The following is a 14,503-nucleotide window of genomic DNA, read 5'->3' on the forward strand; positions in this document are numbered from 1 at the left end:
AATCCATGATATTAGTGATTTGATATGGATTTGATTATTCTTGGGGTGTCTAAAGTTACTATCAATCAATTGAGTAAAAACGTTACATACGGTCTGTATACGTTGGTTTTATTTTTCATTATTCATGTCCAATGCTTCGGTCAGGGCTCCCCGGGACGGCATTATTATGTCATTGCAGGCGCCTATTCTTCTGAAGAAAATGCCCTCCGTTTTGCCTCACAAATCGATGAACAAAAGTATAATCCGAGTTACGCGCTTAATGCTGAACGGGACGTCTATTATGTCATACTACTGGAAACAGAGGATAAAAAAGAAGCCTATGCCTATGGCGCTCAACTACGGTCGCAGACCCTGTTTAAAGACAGTTGGGTATATTCCGGCAAGCTGACAAAAGTAGTTTCTGATGAACTTTTGGTTCAGGAAACCCCGGAAGAAGAAGAAGAAGTAATGGCCCAGGCTGAGGAAGAAGAATCGGACGTAATGGTGGAGCCGGAAGAAGAAATACAAGAAGAGATTATGACTATTGCAGAGGTAGCTGAACCTGATGTTACTGACGAAGTAGTAATTTCTGAAAATCCAGTAAATAAAAGAGACCCGAATCTCACTTCCTTTTTTTTCAAACTCACCGGAACGGATACCAACGAAGATGTCAAGGGGCAGGTTTATATTCTTGAAAATGAAAGAGATACACGCTTCGAATCGTTTCGTTCCAACGAAACCGTTCAGTTAAGTCCTCCTAAGAATTCCGAAAAAACTTACCTGATGGTGGTCAACGCTCCGGGATATAAGCCTGTGACAACTACTATCAATTATGAAGAATTGAAGGCTGCAGCAAGTGAGGAGGTAGTCGTCCCTCAAGCCCTGAAACGCTCAAAAAGAGGTGATTACATTGAATTTAACAATGTCCGTTTTCTGAGTAATTCTGCCATATTCACAGCCACTTCAAAGCCGGAACTGGATGCTTTTGCTGAAATGTTAAAGGTAAACCCAAAGTATAAAATAAAAATCCATAGCCATTGTAATGGCAAGTTCCAGCGTAATGCCACTATCCGCGATGAAAGCCCTGACTATTTTGTACGTGCTGAGGGAAATAAACAAATTTCAGCTTCGCCAAAGCAATTAACAGCTTACCGGGCGTCCTTATTTCGAGATTATCTGGTGGATCAGGGCGTTTCATCCAAAAGGATAAAGACGGCAGCCGAGGGTGGCAGCACCATGTTATTCCCTCAAAACGGACCATTGTCCGGCTTCAATGACAGGATAGAAATTGAGATCATCAAAGGGAAATGAAGACTTCGGTTCAAAAAGAGTATCCCAAAGCCCCGCTCATGTGAAAATGTTATGTATGTGGCTACAATAAAAACTTTTCGCCCTGCATACCGTTTTTCTACAAGGTATTTAAAGTTACAATATGTCTAAAACAGTGCTCATAACAGGAGGCACCGGTCTGGTAGGCTCGCGGCTTACAGAACTGCTAAAAGAAAAGGGGTATAATGTTCGGTTCATGACCAGGAATCCAAAAAAGTCCTCGGACATTGCACTGTTCGGATGGGACGTCGGGCAAGGTACTATCGACGAAAGCGCACTGGAAAATGTAGACTATATCATGCATCTGGCCGGTGCAGGTGTAGCGGATAAACCGTGGTCAAAAGAACGGAAAAAAGAGATCCGCGACAGTAGAACAAAATCTACACAACTACTGAAAGATACACTGGAAAAAAATGCGCACCAGGTAAAAGCATTTATATCAGCTTCAGCCATTGGTTATTACGGGTGGGATTCCGGCGGCGTGTGGAAAAAAGAAGATAGCCGATTTGGAGATGACTTCCTGGCCACCGTCACAAAAGTCTGGGAAGCTGAAGTAGATGAAATAGATAAACTAGGCATCAGAACGGTCAAATTAAGAATAGGCGTAGTGCTCAGTGAGAAAGGAGGTGCATTAAAAGAGATCACGAAACCGATTAAATGGGGTGTTGGCGCTCCTTTGGGACCCGGCGACCAATACATGAGTTGGATACACCTGGATGACCTGTGTAATATGTTTATTTATGCCATGGAAAACGAAAACACTACAGGCATCTATAACGCTGTAGCTCCTAATCCTGTCACTAACAAAGAACTGTCAAAGTTGAGCGCCAAAATGCTTAATAAACCCTTTTTTCTCCCCAATGTTCCTGGATTTGTGCTTAAATTGATACTAGGCGAAATGGCTTCTATGATATTAGGAGGCAGCCGGGTATCTCCTGAAAAAATCCAGCAGGCAGGCTTCCGGTTTGATTTCACGGAAATTAAGCCTGCATTGCAAAATTTGCTGACATAATTTACAAGAATTTTACTTAATTATTTTTTTAACAGACGAGCTATGGACGCTAAAAAAGCCAAATTCGATCATATAGATCAACCCAACATGCCTACTCAGGATGACGAGCAGAAGATCATCAAAGCATTTGAACAACGGGACTGGAATGAAATAAAAAGTTACGATTCATGGGTGATCTTCAAGGTGATGTCCGAATTCGTAGAAGGGTTCGAGAAGCTGGCCAAGATCGGACCGTGTGTTACTATTTTTGGATCTGCTCGTACTAAGCCGGACCATGAATACTATAAAATGGCAGAAGAGATCGCTGCCAAACTGGTACGCCATGGTTATGGAGTAATTTCAGGGGGGGGTCCCGGTATTATGGAAGCGGCCAACAAGGGCGCAAGTTCAGAAGGTGGAAAATCCGTTGGCCTGAATATTATCTTACCGTTTGAACAGAAAGGAAATGATTACATTGATCCGGATAAACTTATTACGTTTGATTACTTCTTTGTTCGAAAAGTGATGTTCGTAAAGTATTCACAAGGGTTTATTGTTATGCCCGGTGGCTTCGGTACATTGGATGAACTGTTTGAAGCCCTGACACTGATCCAAACAAAGAAAATTGGAAGATTCCCTATTGTACTGGTAGGAAAAGCCTTTTGGTCAGGATTAATAGACTGGATAAAAGCGGCGTTGCTGGCAGATGAGAAAACGATCAGCGAATCTGACTTGGACCTCTTCCACCTGGTGGAGACACCAACAGAGGCGGTAGCAGCTATTGACGAGTTTTACTCCAAGTACTTACTTTCGCCCAATTTCTAGTATTTACAAAAACCAGGCAGTTCATTTGAACTATTCCTTAGGATTTCTACTTTTATTAATACAATTTTTTAAACTAGGTTATGAAGTATTTTCCGCATTTCATGTCCCTGCTGGCGTTTATAGTGATACTGGGATATATTCAATACGATCAGGCAAATGACACGACCGTGAAAAGTCCATCGGATGAAAATCAGCTGGCTTTTTATAAATTAGATAACCCACCGGCAGGAGAATATGCAGGGTACCTTTATGCCGTTACACTGGAGCTTCCCAAAGAGCTTTCCTTTGCCGGTGAACGCGTGCCTCTGGAAATTCCTGACGTTGCCGAAAGACTGGATAGAGAGCTCCATATCAATACCTATTGGCATAGCAGCACTATCTTCCTCATAAAAAGAGCGAACCGATGGCTGCCACAAATCGAAAAGATACTGGCTGAAAACGGGATCCCCGATGACTTCAAATACCTTACCGCCATAGAAGGTGGTTTTGTGAATGACGTATCTCCGAAAAATGCTGTAGGCTTCTGGCAGATCCTCAAGTCTTCAGGAAAAGAAAATGGCCTGGAAATCACACGTTATGTAGATGAACGCTATGACCCTATACGTTCTACCGAAGCGGCCTGTAAATACCTGAAAAAGGCTTATAAAAAATTTGGGAACTGGACCAGTGCTGCCGCTTCCTATAATCGAGGCATGGCAGGGTTAGGCAGGGCATTCAAAAATCAGCAGGTAGATTCTTATTATGATTTATTATTGAACAGCGAAACGTCCCGGTATGTCTTTCGCATCTTAGCCATTAAAGAGATCATCGAGCGCCCAAAAAAATATGGCTTCAATATCGACACCAACCACCTGTATGAGCAGGAAAAGCTCAGGTACGTTGAAGTAAGTAAAGACATCAAAGACCTGGTAAAGTTTGCCAAAGAGCAGGGCATTAACTACAAACTGCTAAAAAGGCATAACCCCTGGCTTAGAAACGAGCAACTGGACGTCAGAAAGAACAAAACCTACCGCATTGCCATACCTGAAGATGCCACCCCTTAAAACCTCTCCATTTTGCTCAAAATGGCGGCTATAAACAACACCTGCAACAAAACTTTGGGGACCTTCCTGATCTGGATTTTATTTCATAGTTTCATAGCTTACAATAGCCAGAGGGAAAGTAGGATTGCACCTTTACCCCTATAGCCCGGACTGAGCACAAATAGAAAATATGACCAACATATATCAGGCTGCGAACCTGAAAAATTCGAATAAAAACATCACCATCAACAAGCGCTGTTACGGCTTTTCCCACAGTTATCAAATCCAGTGGCCCGAAAACAGTAACCTAATCCATTTATGAAAGAACACATTGAAGCAACAGCAACGTACCTTAAAGAAAATGGTATGGATGCTCCTGAAATAGGTATAATTCTGGGTACCGGGCTAGGAAGCCAGTTTGTAGAGGCTATGAAAGTTGAAAAAACGATCAGCTATACAGATGTCCCCAACTTTCCGGTAGCTACTGTCGAATTCCACAGTGGCAAATTGGTATATGGCGAGGTACATGGTAAAAAAGTGATCGCCATGCAGGGCAGGTTTCATTATTACGAAGGTTATAGCATGCAGGAAGTTACTTTTCCGGTACGTGTACTTAAACAATTAGGTGTCCAACAATTACTGATCTCAAATGCCGCGGGTAACCTGAACATGGAATGGACCAAAGGCGAGCTTATGCTCATTGACGATCATATCAACCTGCAACCGGACAATCCGCTCCGGGGAAAAAACCTGGATGAGTTTGGGCCAAGGTTTCCGGATATGAGCGCACCTTATGATAAGGTATTAAATAAAAAGCTACAGAACATCGCCGCTACCCAGGGCATAACACTTCGAGAAGGGGTATATGTATCTGTGACCGGCCCTAACCTGGAAACACGTGCTGAATACCGGTTCCTCAAAACCATTGGTGCAGACGCTGTGGGCATGTCTACGGTACCGGAGGTCATTGTAGCCGCTCATATGGGTCTGCCCTGCTGTGCGATATCCGTATTAACAGACGATTGTGATCCTGACAACCTACAGCCGGCTAATATTGAAGAGATCATAGCCATTGCCGGAACTGCAGAAGTTGCTTTGACGACATTGTATGTTGAATTGATCAAGGCATTGTAGATTTATTTGGAAAATACGAAGGACCGTTATCAAAAAATGACCTGAAACACTGATGTAACGTTATGTTGTGCAACTACCTCTGCCTAATAATGCCTGGCCTGGTCATCTCAAAAACTTCATAAGATACTTGAAATAGAAAGTATTTCAGAAAAGGTTAAAATTCAACCTATAATTTAAAAATGAAGTACCTTCAATGAAAATTGAGTTACTTATTCAAAATACGTCGTACGGTATTTTCTAAATAACAAGGCATCATGGGGAAATTGGAACATTATTTCATTGCAACATTTCTGGTAATTTGCTGCTCGTGTTCCGACACTCCGGAAACTAAAAAAACACTCCCCAATTTTATTGTCATTTTCACGGACGATCAAGGCTATGGTGATTTGAGTTGCTTTGGCCATCCTACTATTAAAACGCCTCATTTGGATCAGATGGCAGCTGAAGGGCAGAAATGGACGCAATTTTATGTAGCCGCGCCTGTATGTACACCCAGCCGTGCCGGTTTACTCACCGGACGGTATCCCATCAGAAACGGGATGACTTCGGCTAAAAGCGGTGTATTATTCCCCAACTCGGCGGGAGGATTACCTCAAAGTGAAATTACCATAGCAGAGGTGTTGAAACAGAAGCACTACGCTACAGCCATGATCGGCAAATGGCATTTGGGCCACCTCCCACAATTTCTACCCACCGCCCAGGGATTTGACTACTATTATGGCATCCCCTATTCCAATGACATGAACGCTGTGGGAGAATGGAAAGAGTATCTCAAAAACACGGACGACCCAAATTACCAGGCGGATATAACCATGTATGATGTTCCGCTTATGGAAAACAATGAGATCATTGAACGCCCTGCTGACCAACGCACGATCACCCATCGTTATACTGAAAAGGCAGTGAGCTACATTCAGGCCAATAAAGATCAGCCCTTTTTCTTATACCTGGCCCACAGTTTACCCCACATCCCGCTATTTGCGCATGATGATTTTAAAGGAAAAAGTAAACAAGGACTATATGGTGATGTCATTGAAGAAATAGATTGGAGTGTAGGCAAGATACTTCAAAAACTTCGAGACGTAAACCTGAAAGACAATACCGTGGTGGTTTTCACTTCTGACAACGGCCCCTGGCTGGCTTTCAAAAGTCACGGCGGTTCGGCAGGCCCACTCAGGGCAGGCAAAGGGACTACTTTTGAAGGCGGGCAAAGAGTACCTGCCATTTTCTGGGGCCCGGGCATTGTAAAGCCCGCCATTGTCAGTGAAATGGGTTCTACCCTGGACCTGATCCATACCTTTGCTACACTATCAGGCACAAAAGTACCGGCAGATAGAAAAATGGACGGTTATGACCTTTCTTCGGTGCTAAAGGGGACAACGGAAGTTAGCCCAAGGTCCGAGTTTTTCTATTGGACGGAAGCAAAATTATATGCGGTCCGATCCGGTAAATGGAAATTACATATTCAGCAAACGGAGCCTATCGTATATTGGAATAAGACCGAACCGCTCGAAAACCCCGAATTGTACAATGTAGAAGCGGACATTTCAGAAAAATACGATCGTGCAAGTGCAAAACCTGAGGTAGTAACCCGATTAAAACAGGCACTTAAAGATCATCAGGCTGATATTACGGATGCTTTACCCGATAATTTGGCGGCTAAGGTAGAGGGTGAATGATGCTGTCTTTTTCAAAACTTGAACCTGCAAAAACCGATATCTCTACCAGCCCTTCTATTAATTTTTCGTAGTCATAATCCATCCCGGCCGGAGGCCTGGTCAATAGTCGTCACTCGGAAACCCGAGCGACTGGTAAAACCGTACCCGACATAGAGAGGGTACATAATTAACGCTCTAAATCTTTAGGGTTTCGGCTAGTGTGGAATACAGCATAGATCACAACAGATGATTCTTCTATGCCATAGACAATTTTGTAGGGAAAACGAGTCATAACAGCAACATGAACTTCTTTTTCTGCTTGATAAAGCAACGGGTTAGCAGTTATTCTATTAAAATACTCTTCAAGCAAGCTGATAAATTCGTCTCCTAAACCTGTTTTTCGAGATTCGTACCAATGAAAAGCATCATTAATCTCATCAGATGCTTCTTCCTTAATTTCTAAAAAATAGGCCACTTAAGATTGAAGGCGCTTTTTTACTTCATCCCATGTATAAGACTTGGAGTCACCTGTTCTATGACGACTAATCCTTTTTTTGACCTCTTGATGTTCTGAATCGCTGAGTAAAAATTCAGAAGATTTATCGGCCTGTATCATACCATAAACCAAATGAATGAAGCGTTCATCTGCCTGACTAATATAATCTTGAACTTCTTCTCTTATGGTGGATGTCCGCATAATTGATAATCTATTGTATTTGTAAAGATAACGTTTTCATTGGTCATTTGGGTTTCACTAACAAAAATGCAGGCCGCAACAAAAGCGGCCAGCATGATAATAATGGACCAGGTTAGAACTTAGGAGGAGTAGCTTCATGGATTTCCAATAGCTCGATGTACATCCTATGTTCGGTATGGGCATCGTAAAAGCTGTCACTCAACTCTTGCAAAGCATAGCATAAGCTACGCTGGTCACGTTCGGGTAACCGATCTTTGGCTAAGAAGTGTAAACCGTAAATCGCGCGTTTCAGGTCCAGGTGCACCGAGGCGTAATCACCAGCATACACGTCTTCAATCGGTTTTGTTAATACTTAGAGGTCTTTTTCGGCAGATAGTTTCATTTGGGTTCGAATAAAAGAACCCCTGTCTAGCCTCTCAATGCTCGTAAAAGGTATTGGCAGTTGTTTACGACTGCAAGCCATACAGGGTGAGGTAGCACAAAATTAAACGTTACGATGCCGAGAGTAAATGCACTGATTTTAAAGGCTTTTCCTAAGGACTGCGGTTATTTAGAGTTCATAAGCGTATCATTTTAAGGTTTCGTAGTAATAGCCATTCTTCCGGTCTCCTCTCACACGTTGTATATACCCACTGTTTTCCAAAGCAATGAAATGACAGCGCTATATACTCAATGGCAGTTGAATGATTTTTTGGGCTTCTCGAAAGGTAAAAGGGTGGTAACCGAACGCTGTTTTCAACTCATGATAAAGCTCACAGGTCTTTCTTCTGAGTAAGGTTTCAGGGATCGTGAGCGGTTGCATCAAGCAAAATTATATGCGGTCCGATCCGGTAAATGGAAATTACATATTCAGCAAACGGAGCCTATCGTATATTGGAATAAGACCGAACCACTCGAAAATCCCGAATTGTACGATATAGAAGCGGACATTTCAGAAAAATACGATCGTTCAAGCGCAAAACCCGAGATAGTAATCCGGTTGAAACAGGTACTTAAAGATCATCAGGCTGATATTACGGATGCTTTACCTGATAATTTGGCGGCTAAGATAGAGGGTGAATGATGCTGTCTCTTTCAAAACTTGAACCTACAAAAAACCGATGTGCGACTAGTTTGTACAACATTTTATTTTTTTCTTTTTGAGATTGTACAACCTTGTACAACATTTTTAAAAAAATATTTTCACCTTGTACAAAAGCAAAAACCGTTCTGTACAATCTCATTTCATTTTTATTTTTTTGTTGTACAAACATCTATTCATTAACAGGAGGTTAGCAAGCTAATACCGTTTTTTGAGGTAAGTGCGCTTGGGGCAATGGGCAGCTTGTGCAGCGTGCTTACCTCAAAAAAATGATGCAAGCCAACTGCTTATTAACTTCTGGTGGTATCGGTTCTTCGTGCTGCTAAGGACTACTGCAACGATAAAAGCCCCATGATTGGGGTCTACCTTCATTCCATTTCGGCAGATAAATTGGGGTTGATCTTTCGCGAGACGCGTGCGAGTTCGACAGAAGCCGGGCAGGAAAAGGGCGATAGCCCGACTGACCGTGTCTGATGGCGGCCGCAGGCGAGCAATAACTCGGGCTGTGGTTTACTTTTTTACCCATAGCGCCGCTGGTGGCTTAATAACTCATCAAAAAAGTAAAAGGAAACAGCCGTGGCGAGGAACACAGGACGGGCAAGTGGAGTAAAAAGCAAGGACAACCCCAGGGAGCTTGTATAGCCTTGCTTTTATGGAGCTCAGTTCCGGCCGAGTACCACAGGCACACCTTACCTAAATTACTGCCTTAAGCAGTAACAGCGCGTTGGCCTGTGCGATCTGGGGCGGACTAGCGGGGTGGTTTTGGAGGAACGGAGAACTGTTCGAACTCTTCCAAAAAGTGTTTGTAACGATGTTGTTTTCTCACTTGACCGGCATGGTAAAAACATTCGCCCAACTCATAGACCGTAAAACTTAACTGCTGTAGTTCTGACCGTGAAAAATCCTGATCACTAACGAAGTGTAGGCAGTAGGCTATTTTTTGCAGGTAGCGGCTTAATACAACATAATTGTCATCATAATCACCTTTGATATGTTCGATAAGCTTTTCAAGCTCTTTTTTTCTCTTGTATTTCATTTTTACGGATTTTGGAAGTTTAAAAGAACCCGCCTTAGCTCTTCCATCGTGCCGTAAGGACGACCTGGTTCGTTTCCTTGCCAGGAACATAGCGGGTGTATTATAAATCAGGTTTGGATTTACATACGGCTTTTGGAAGTAAAATTATCTAATTCAATGCCTTTTCCTATGGACTTCTATTTTTATGATTCATAATCGTTTGGTTTATCCTAGTGGGTGGAACTGATCTACATCCAATTGCAACCCTTCGGTATCGTTTCGTTGATAGCTTTCCGTACTCATGACTTTCCGGTGACCGGCCATGTATTGTACTTCTCTTAAGTTGTATTGCTTCAACCAATGGGTAATCACACTCGCCCGGATGTGTTTCAAGGATTGCAATTGGGGTTCTTGCTTCTTCAGCCGTTTGGTCAGGTTTCAGAGTGATTCATTGAACTGGGCAAAGCCTGTGATCAATAGTGCTTCACTTTCTTCTTTCTTAAAAGCGTGCTGTAATTCTTTTCTGGTTTGGTTGATGTAGCGGTCGAGTTCAATGATCTGAATAGCTTGTAACGGCAGGTTCCGGGCGGCATGGGTACGACTGCTTTGGATCGTTATGTTACCGCCTAATACATCTACATCTCTTACGGTCAGTGCGCCCAATGCGGTGGAGTTTAACCCTTGGAAGACTAATAAACCAACGGTAATCCTGTTTCTGATCGCTGAGGCTTTGGCGGTCGGCCTGGTATTTCGGGTCGCTTTGGTTTCTAAGTGGGTGTATAAGTGCTCTAATTGTTCCCGGCTCAGAACGGGATAGAGCTTTCGAGCCTGGTTATTCTTTAGTTGAAGGTATTTGGCTGGATTGACGGTAATGATATTAAGCTTTATGAGATGATCAAAATAATGGCTCACGGCTGTCATGTAGCCTATGATGCTGTGTTGGGCCAGGTTTCTTTTTCGTAATTCGGTGATGTAATCCAATAGATCTGTATAGGTGGTATTTTCTATTGCTATGTGCTTGTATTCCGCCCACGCTGTGAACTTTTCACAACACCGAACATAGCTTTTGATGCTGCTTTTCGAACGGCCTTTTTGCTGTAAATATCTAATTAGCTGATCCATAGTGTTTCTCCATGATGTGGGTGTATACCTGGGTACTTTCCAGCGAGTAGTGGCCTAAGAACTGGGCTACGTTTTCCAAGCTCATGCCCTGGTAAAGTAAGTGCGTGGCAATGCTATGTCTTAAGATATGCAGGTGCAGTTTCATTTGTCGCAAGGCGGCATCATCACTGTAGTGTTGAAGGGTTTTTAACCGGTTATTGAACATATTTCCTGTAGCCCTTTTCCCTTCCTGGTTCAGGAAAAGGGCATCTTCGTTGGCTTTTTTCATTAGGAGTGGCCGCCCTTCGTAGTGGTAGTTTTGCAGGTGGGCTACGGTGCTTAGGCTCATAGGGACGAACCGGGGTTTGCCGCCTTTGCCTTTTTTTACTTCCAATAAGCGGGTATCGTAATGTAGGTCGGACAGGTTCAGGGCTGCACCTTCTGACCTGCGTAAGCCACAGTTGTAAAAGACAGCTAAGATGGCTTTATCCCTTAAAGGCATGGCTGAACGAAAGTAGCCCGGGGATTTTTCCTGGTACTCTTCGGCACAAGTATCAGCTGCCTGGTAGAGGTGTTTTACCTGATCTAAGGTGAGCGGCACAACTTCTTCAGGAGTTGGGGTTTCCTTCGGTATTCCGGTAGGTGGGATTTCGATCCGTGCTTGTTTTCTCAGGTATTCCAGTAACCTGTCTAGGGCGTTTAAATGGGTGTTCAGGTAGTTATTAGATAACCCACCACCCCGCCTTTGGTTGCCGCGCTGGGACAGTTCGTTGTAGTAGGTTTTTATCAGGGGGATGTCGATTTGCTGGATTTGGGTATATCCGTTTTTCTCCATGTAGTGCAGGAACTCACGGATGTAGGTGGGGAACGTTCGCACGGTGCTTGGGGCATAGCCCAGGATGTCAAGCCACTGGCCGTAGCTTTGTTCTAAGTATCTAAAAGCTGCCGTTTGGAGGGTTAGTTTTTTCACTTCGGTATGTGTTTTCGGTTTGGAATGGACTTCTTTGATTTTCTTGGTTTCTAGCTTGTAGAGGTAATTATGTGGTTCGTTTCTTGGATTGAACTTCTTTTGGGCTTCTTGAACTACTTAGGTGAACCAGTATTTCATCCAACACTGTAGTAATGCGCTTATTGCGCTGGTTCTGGTCTTCGTAGGTGGCGATTTCATAGGCAAAGCCGTTCTTTTTATCACCTTGTACTTTTTGTATTAATCCCCATTCCTGCAGGGCGGCCATGTAGCGTTTCTGATTGCTGGATTTCACACGCAAAGCTTGTCGGGCTTGCACGTTGGTAAAGCTGTTTTTGTCTTCTGCTTGCAGCCAATCTTTTAAGCGTTCAAAGTAATTTCTCGTTGCCCCGTTTAGGTCATCTGATTTTCGGAGCAGGATTTCTTTCATGAGGCCGTTGGCCTCTTTTATATCATCTAAAGTGGTGGCTATGAACTCTTCTCCGGTGTCCTTGTCGTATTGCTTTTCACGCTGGTACTGGTGGTAAAAGGTCACCGCTTCAATGAAAGCCAGGTAGTGGGCATTGGTTCGCCTGGGTTTGAACACTTCTTCGGGGATGTGCAGGGATTCGGCAAAGGGGTTGCGCACTTGTACAGGTTGCAGCACCCGTTGGGTGTTTTGAAGCAGTTCAGTGATCCGATGTTCTTCAGTTACGTCTATTTTGCCCGCACTCAATTTGCGTTGGTAGTCCATGATCTTTTGGTCTTGTTCCTGGCTTTCATCGATGTAGATCAAAAAGGAACGGTTCGCGTTGTCCCCGTAAAGGCTTTCTCGTGTGGTGCATCCGGCCACGCTGACAGGGCCTTCTACTTTTAGGGTCACGGTTTTGGTTTCGCCTCTGGTGTTCTTGATCACAATGGTTTTACTGATGCGCTTTTTGGATTGGATTTCACGCAAGGGGTACAATACATCTTCCGCACCGTCCAGGTCTTCGATCAAGATCAGTTTGTTTCTGAGTTCTTGTTGGCCGAAGTAGTAGAAGGCATTGCCGCTCAAGCTGGTGATCTCTAGTTTATCTTCTTCCGGGATCAAGGCACTTACTTTTTCCTGTAAATGGGTTTTGCCTATCCCTGAACTTCCTAAACTGATGATGTGGAGTGGGTTTTCTCTCTTTCTACTCGTAAAGATCAGGTACATCAATAATCGGTTGATTTCCTCTCCAATGACCCCGGCTTTGCCGATGTCCTCTTTGGTGCGTTCGATCAGGTTCGGACTGGATAGGTACAGTTGAGCTGCTTTGATTTCTTCCGGGGTGAGGAACTTGCGTTTGTCCTGGGCTTGGGTTTGTTTCTCGATCTCGTTCATTCGGTAATCTTCCAGCTCTTCGGTGAGGTCAACGAGTGCAGCAGTGATCACGCTCGTTCCGATCTCTAACCGCTCGGCTACTCTCCGGATCAGCTTTTCTACCTGGATGTTGTTATACAGATCGAGGTTATGTCTAACTGCCTGCTGTTCTTCTGTTTTGATCTTTAGTGTGACTCTCATTCTATCTAAGCCCTCTAATCTGATTCCTCCTAGCACTGTAATTTCCAATGGTGGGTGTTCGTAGGTGAGGCAGTCGGGGTTGGTGGTATTAAGAGTACTTTTCATGCTTTGCGTACTTATTTATTTTTTCTGTACAATCATCTATAATGGAGCTAATTATTGTATAGGTCAATATTATGATGTAATAATATATATTTTTGATTTTATAATCAATTATTAAATCAAATAATTGATCCAATACAGTATTTCTTTGATCTAATTTTATATAAAAAGGGTTTTTAACTAACTTCGACCTGTGACTAAGTCAAAAAAGAGACTCAACAGAATTAAAGTTGTCCTTGCAGAAAAGGAAAAGACAAATGCGGATTTGGCCAGAGCGTTAGAAAAAAATCAAGCTACGGTTTCTCGTTGGTGCACAAATGACGCTCAGCCAGGACTGGAAACACTATTTGAAATAGCCGACTTTCTCAAGGTAAATGTATCGGACTTAATCGCTGAGAAGAAATAAAACCCCTCAAGTATTTCTTAAGATACATTTATGTCTAATCAGAGAAGATAAGTGTGATTTTTTTGAATGACATATATGTTTTTCATTTGATGCATATATATGACCAAGAATACAAGACTTAAGCGTTCATTAACTTTATGAAATCGACTCTGGTATTAGACTTAGGTTTTTTAGGGTTAACCAAATGAAATACAATTCATGTGTAAATTACATGAGTATAGAAATTAATAGCTGGAATAGATTTCAAAATTGGGTTTCAAGGTATTTTGCCTACCCTGAATTAAACAGTGAAGAACTTCAGGAAAGTCATGAAGAAGGAAAGATAAAACCTTCGCATATGGAACGCCTAACTCTTTTTAGAAGAAGGCTTTTTGTAGCTGTACTGATTGTTCTGGGTATAATACTTTTATTCAAATATCTGTTCGGTTAAGAATTGTGATTCTAAAGTGATTAAATTACTTATCAACGGGAGCAAAAATTGCATCAGCAATGTAGTGGTTTTCGTACCAATTATTATTAGTGATTGAATGAAACTTCCCATTTTCAATAATAGCTATATCATAAAGTTGGGGTTCGGATTCTGAATGACTCGATTACGAATAAGGTATAATTATTTTGTTCCTAATAGAGTAAGAGATGTTTTGATAAATAAACAGCTTCTTAAAGTCAAA

The 14,503-nt window shown here is 42.7% G+C and carries 16 protein-coding genes; 9 read left to right on the top strand and 7 right to left on the bottom strand.

Annotated elements, in window-relative coordinates; all coding sequences use genetic code 11:
- The first annotated feature begins 24 nt into the window (after window positions 1-24).
- The 6 genes from FNH22_RS25000 (at window position 25) to FNH22_RS25025 (ending at window position 6,959) form a co-directional block, all read left to right on the top strand.
- Entirely contained in the window at window positions 25-1,290 is a 1,266-nt protein-coding gene (locus FNH22_RS25000; protein WP_143401241.1) for an OmpA family protein, read from the top strand.
- A gap of 121 nt (window positions 1,291-1,411) precedes the next feature.
- The gene (locus tag FNH22_RS25005; RefSeq protein WP_143401242.1) at window positions 1,412-2,320 is read left to right on the top strand and encodes a TIGR01777 family oxidoreductase; all 909 of its coding nucleotides are present in this window, start codon (window positions 1,412-1,414) and stop codon (window positions 2,318-2,320) included.
- A gap of 87 nt (window positions 2,321-2,407) precedes the next feature.
- Entirely contained in the window at window positions 2,408-3,124 is a 717-nt protein-coding gene (locus FNH22_RS25010) for a TIGR00730 family Rossman fold protein (RefSeq protein WP_143401300.1), read from the top strand.
- Window positions 3,125-3,204: 80 nt separating this feature from the next.
- Window positions 3,205-4,167, top strand: coding sequence for a lytic transglycosylase domain-containing protein (locus tag FNH22_RS25015; protein ID WP_143401243.1), 963 nt, complete (start codon window positions 3,205-3,207; stop codon window positions 4,165-4,167).
- Window positions 4,168-4,464: 297 nt separating this feature from the next.
- A complete protein-coding gene (locus FNH22_RS25020) occupies window positions 4,465-5,280 on the top strand; it encodes a purine-nucleoside phosphorylase (protein WP_143401244.1) in 816 nt (271 codons plus the stop codon).
- Window positions 5,281-5,534: 254 nt separating this feature from the next.
- A complete protein-coding gene (locus FNH22_RS25025; RefSeq protein WP_143401245.1) occupies window positions 5,535-6,959 on the top strand; it encodes a sulfatase in 1,425 nt (474 codons plus the stop codon).
- A 166-nt stretch (window positions 6,960-7,125) separates the two neighbouring features.
- Here the strand turns inward: FNH22_RS25025 and FNH22_RS25030 are convergent, their stop codons facing one another.
- Together FNH22_RS25030 and FNH22_RS25035 are read right to left on the bottom strand one after the other, a co-directional pair.
- A complete protein-coding gene (locus FNH22_RS25030) occupies window positions 7,126-7,413 on the bottom strand; it encodes a type II toxin-antitoxin system RelE/ParE family toxin (RefSeq protein ID WP_143401246.1) in 288 nt (95 codons plus the stop codon).
- Between the two features lie 334 nt (window positions 7,414-7,747).
- Window positions 7,748-7,963, bottom strand: a complete 216-nt coding sequence (locus FNH22_RS25035) for a hypothetical protein (protein WP_143401247.1) — start codon at window positions 7,961-7,963, stop codon at window positions 7,748-7,750.
- Between the two features lie 468 nt (window positions 7,964-8,431).
- Between FNH22_RS25035 and FNH22_RS25040 the strand changes: the two genes are divergently transcribed.
- Window positions 8,432-8,698 (top strand): hypothetical protein, encoded by a 267-nt coding sequence (locus FNH22_RS25040; RefSeq protein WP_143401248.1) that lies wholly within the window; start codon window positions 8,432-8,434, stop codon window positions 8,696-8,698.
- 766 nt (window positions 8,699-9,464) lie between these two features.
- Here the strand turns inward: FNH22_RS25040 and FNH22_RS25045 are convergent.
- The 5 genes from FNH22_RS25045 to FNH22_RS25065 form a co-directional block, all read right to left on the bottom strand.
- Window positions 9,465-9,752, bottom strand: a complete 288-nt coding sequence (locus FNH22_RS25045; RefSeq protein ID WP_143401249.1) for a hypothetical protein — start codon at window positions 9,750-9,752, stop codon at window positions 9,465-9,467.
- 204 nt (window positions 9,753-9,956) lie between these two features.
- Window positions 9,957-10,124, bottom strand: coding sequence for an integrase (locus FNH22_RS25050; protein WP_143401250.1), 168 nt, complete (start codon window positions 10,122-10,124; stop codon window positions 9,957-9,959).
- A gap of 45 nt (window positions 10,125-10,169) precedes the next feature.
- The gene (locus tag FNH22_RS25055; RefSeq protein ID WP_143401251.1) at window positions 10,170-10,853 is read right to left on the bottom strand and encodes a site-specific integrase; all 684 of its coding nucleotides are present in this window, start codon (window positions 10,851-10,853) and stop codon (window positions 10,170-10,172) included.
- Window positions 10,837-11,802 (bottom strand): tyrosine-type recombinase/integrase, encoded by a 966-nt coding sequence (locus FNH22_RS25060; RefSeq protein ID WP_143401252.1) that lies wholly within the window; start codon window positions 11,800-11,802, stop codon window positions 10,837-10,839. Before FNH22_RS25060 ends, FNH22_RS25055 begins: the two co-directional genes overlap by 17 nt.
- Window positions 11,803-11,869: 67 nt before the next feature.
- Window positions 11,870-13,429: a hypothetical protein gene (locus FNH22_RS25065; protein WP_143401253.1), complete on the bottom strand. Its 1,560-nt coding sequence runs from the start codon at window positions 13,427-13,429 to the stop codon at window positions 11,870-11,872.
- A 190-nt stretch (window positions 13,430-13,619) separates the two neighbouring features.
- On the opposite strand from FNH22_RS25065, the gene FNH22_RS25070 reads away from it, so the two are divergent.
- Entirely contained in the window at window positions 13,620-13,832 is a 213-nt protein-coding gene (locus FNH22_RS25070) for a helix-turn-helix transcriptional regulator (RefSeq protein ID WP_143401254.1), read from the top strand.
- Window positions 13,833-14,043: 211 nt separating this feature from the next.
- Window positions 14,044-14,262 carry a hypothetical protein gene (locus FNH22_RS25075; protein WP_185154400.1) on the top strand — a complete coding sequence of 73 codons (219 nt, stop codon included), beginning with the start codon at window positions 14,044-14,046 and terminating at the stop codon, window positions 14,260-14,262.
- Window positions 14,263-14,503: the final 241 nt, after the last annotated feature.

The organism is Fulvivirga sp. M361 (genome assembly GCF_007097395.1).
Taxonomy (GTDB): Bacteria; Bacteroidota; Bacteroidia; order Cytophagales; family Cyclobacteriaceae; genus Fulvivirga.

Bases quoted from the DNA above. Each gene is read 5' to 3' on its own strand.
- FNH22_RS25005 (WP_143401242.1), top strand. From the start codon at position 1,412: ATGTCTAAAACAGTGCTCATAACAGGAGGCACCGGTCTGGTAGGCTCG.
- FNH22_RS25010 (WP_143401300.1), top strand. From the start codon at position 2,408: ATGCCTACTCAGGATGACGAGCAGAAGATCATCAAAGCATTTGAACAA.
- FNH22_RS25075 (WP_185154400.1), top strand. From the start codon at position 14,044: ATGAGTATAGAAATTAATAGCTGGAATAGATTTCAAAATTGGGTTTCA.
- FNH22_RS25025 (WP_143401245.1), top strand. From the start codon at position 5,535: ATGGGGAAATTGGAACATTATTTCATTGCAACATTTCTGGTAATTTGC.
- FNH22_RS25000 (WP_143401241.1), top strand. From the start codon at position 25: ATGGATTTGATTATTCTTGGGGTGTCTAAAGTTACTATCAATCAATTG.
- FNH22_RS25045 (WP_143401249.1), bottom strand. From the start codon at position 9,752: ATGAAATACAAGAGAAAAAAAGAGCTTGAAAAGCTTATCGAACATATC.
- FNH22_RS25015 (WP_143401243.1), top strand. From the start codon at position 3,205: ATGAAGTATTTTCCGCATTTCATGTCCCTGCTGGCGTTTATAGTGATA.
- FNH22_RS25055 (WP_143401251.1), bottom strand. From the start codon at position 10,853: ATGGATCAGCTAATTAGATATTTACAGCAAAAAGGCCGTTCGAAAAGC.
- FNH22_RS25020 (WP_143401244.1), top strand. From the start codon at position 4,465: ATGAAAGAACACATTGAAGCAACAGCAACGTACCTTAAAGAAAATGGT.
- FNH22_RS25065 (WP_143401253.1), bottom strand. From the start codon at position 13,429: ATGAAAAGTACTCTTAATACCACCAACCCCGACTGCCTCACCTACGAA.